The organism is Streptomyces cellostaticus (assembly GCF_023630175.1).
In the GTDB taxonomy this organism is placed as follows: Bacteria; Actinomycetota; Actinomycetes; order Streptomycetales; family Streptomycetaceae; genus Streptomyces; species Streptomyces cellostaticus_A.
In genome coordinates this window covers 1-2602 of sequence record NZ_JALLIN010000108.1, presented here as the reverse complement: position 1 = coordinate 2602, position 2602 = coordinate 1, and the positions used below count along the sequence as shown (strand labels likewise).

The following is a 2602-nucleotide window of genomic DNA, read 5'->3' as shown; positions in this document are numbered from 1 at the left end:
ACGATCGGCAGTCACGCTTTCCACGCCGACCTCGGGAATCCCCGCGGTGCCCTGCCGGATCTCCTGCCGGGGTTCGCCGTCCACCTGCGGGAACACGGTGCGCAGGCTCTCGTGCCTGTCGGCGACGTCCGCCAGGGCGGCCCGCAGCGCCTCCACCTCCAGGGAACCGGTCAGGCGGAGTGTGAGCGGGATGTTGTAGGTCGCGGAGACGCCTTCGAGCTGGCCGAGGAACCACAGGCGGCGCTGCGCGAACGACACCGGGAGGACCTCCGGCCGCGCCCGGCGTTCCAGGGGCTGACGGACCCGGCCGCTGTCGTCGAGGTGCTGCACCAGCCCGGCGACGGTGGGGGCTTCGAACAGGGATCGGATGCTGATCTCGGCGTCGAGGACGGTTCGGATCCGGCTCACCAGCCGGGTGGCCAGCAGTGAGTGTCCGCCGAGTTCGAAGAAGCCGTCGTCGATGGAGACCGACTCCAGACCCAAGACCTCGGCGAACAGTCCGCACAGGATTTCCTCCCGGGGTGTCCGCGGTGTCCGTCCTGAGTTGTCGGTGGTGTATTCCGGTGCCGGCAGGGCCTTGCGGTCCAGCTTGCCGTTGGGTGTCAGTGGCAGGGTGTCGAGGGTGACGAACGCGGAGGGCACCATGTAGTCCGGCAGCCGCTCCGCCACGAACGCCCGCAGGTCCCGCGCAGCGAAGTGACGGGTTGAATCGTCGGGGGCCGGCATCACGTAGGCCACCAGCCGCTTGTCACCCGGGACGTCCTCCCGTACGACGACGGCGACCTGGCCCACCGATGCGTGATCGGCCAGGACCGCTTCGATCTCGCCCGGTTCGATGCGGAAGCCTCGCACCTTCACCTGGGTATCGGCGCGCCCGACGAATTCCAGGACGCCGTCCGGGGTCCAGCGCACCACGTCACCGGTCCGGTACATCCGAGAGCCGGACACCGTGGCGAAGGGGTCGGCGACGAACCGCTCCGCGGTCAGCCCCGCACGCCCCAGGTAGCCCCGGGCCAGTTGGGCGCCGGCGATGTACAGCTCGCCCGCGACACCCACCGGCATCGGTGACAGGCCGGCATCCAGCACGTACACCCGCGTATTGCCGACCGGCCGCCCGATGGGAACCGCATCGGGCAGTTCGGCATCGGTGTACCACGAGGTTGCGTAGACCGTGGCCTCGGTGGGTCCGTAGCAGTTCGCTATGCGCGCTACGGGGAAGGCGGAGCGGATCTTCTTGGCGACGATCGGCGAGATGGCCTCACCCGCCATGACGACCGTTGCCGCGTCCGCTGCCGGTGCACGGTCCAGAAGGCTTGCGAACACCGAAGGAACGCCACTGACCAGCGGCCGTCCGGTGTCGCCGGCGGCTTCGTCTCCGAATGCAAGCAGGTCCCGGATCACGTCGACCCGACCGCCGGCGAGCAGCGGAGTGATGATTTCGAACACGGACACGTCGAAGTTGAGCGACGTCGATGCGCAGACCTCCCCGAGCCGGTCTGCACCGAGCCCATCGGCAGCCCAGGAGGCAAGGTTCACCACGCTGCGGTGCTCGACCACCACGCCCTTGGGTCGTCCCGTCGAGCCGGAGGTGTAGATCACGTACGCCGGGTGGGCGGGCAGTGCCGGAGACAGGCGGTCGTGGTCGGTCAGGTCTGTGCCGTCCTGGGCGGCGATGGTGTGCCGGACTTCGGAGGTGTCGAGCAGCAGGTGCGGTGTGGTGTCGTCCTGGGGGAGCAGGGCGGCGGTGGCCGCTTCGGTCAGGACCAGCACCGGTTCGGCGTCGGTGAGCATGTGGGTGATCCGGTCCGCCGGGTATTCCGGGTCCACCGGTACGTAAGCCGCACCGCTCTTGAGTACCGCGAGCAGGGTCACGACCAGGTCGGCCGACCGCGGTAGCGACACCGCGACCAGGCGCTCCGGGCCGGCACCGCACGCCACCAGATGGCGGGCGAGCCGATTCGCCCGAGCGTTCAGCTCCGCGTACGTGAGATGAGCCGTGGCACTGGTCACGGCGGCAGCGTCGGGAGTCCGCGCCACCTGGGCCTGGAAGATCTCGGGCAGCGTCCCGTACGGAACCTTGCGGGCAGTCGCGTTCCAGTCGGTCAGGACCTGGTACCGCTCTTCGGCACCGACCACACTGACGGAACGGATCGCCGCATCGGGATCTGCGGTGACGGCCTCCAGCACGCGCACCACACGGTCCGCGAGTTCTCGGACCGTGCGGTGCGCAAACAGATCCGTGCGGTAGTCCAGCTGCCCCTGCAGTCCGGCGGGTACTCCGTTTTCATCGTGGAGTTCACCCAAGCTCAGGGACAGGTCGAACTTGGCCACCGCGCCCTGCACCTGTTCCCCGTGAACGTTCAGACCGGGCAGGTCGAGGTCGGGCTGCGCGTTGTTGTGGAAGGTGAGCATGACCTGGAAGAGGGGGTGGCGGGCCATGGAGCGTGTGGGGTTGAGGATCTCCACGAGTCGCTCGAAGGGGACGTCCTGATGGGTGTAGGCGGCGAGGTCGGTTTCCCGGACGCGTTCGAGGACTTGGCGGAAGGTGGGGTCTGCGGAGAGGTCGGTGCGCAGGACGAGGGTGTTGACGAAGAAGCCGACG

Annotated in this window: 1 protein-coding gene; it reads right to left on the bottom strand. The window is 68.7% G+C overall.

Annotated features, from left to right (window positions below):
* Positions 1–2602: non-ribosomal peptide synthetase (locus MXD57_RS31155; protein ID WP_250405568.1), on the bottom strand; the 2602-nt coding region annotated here is incomplete at both ends.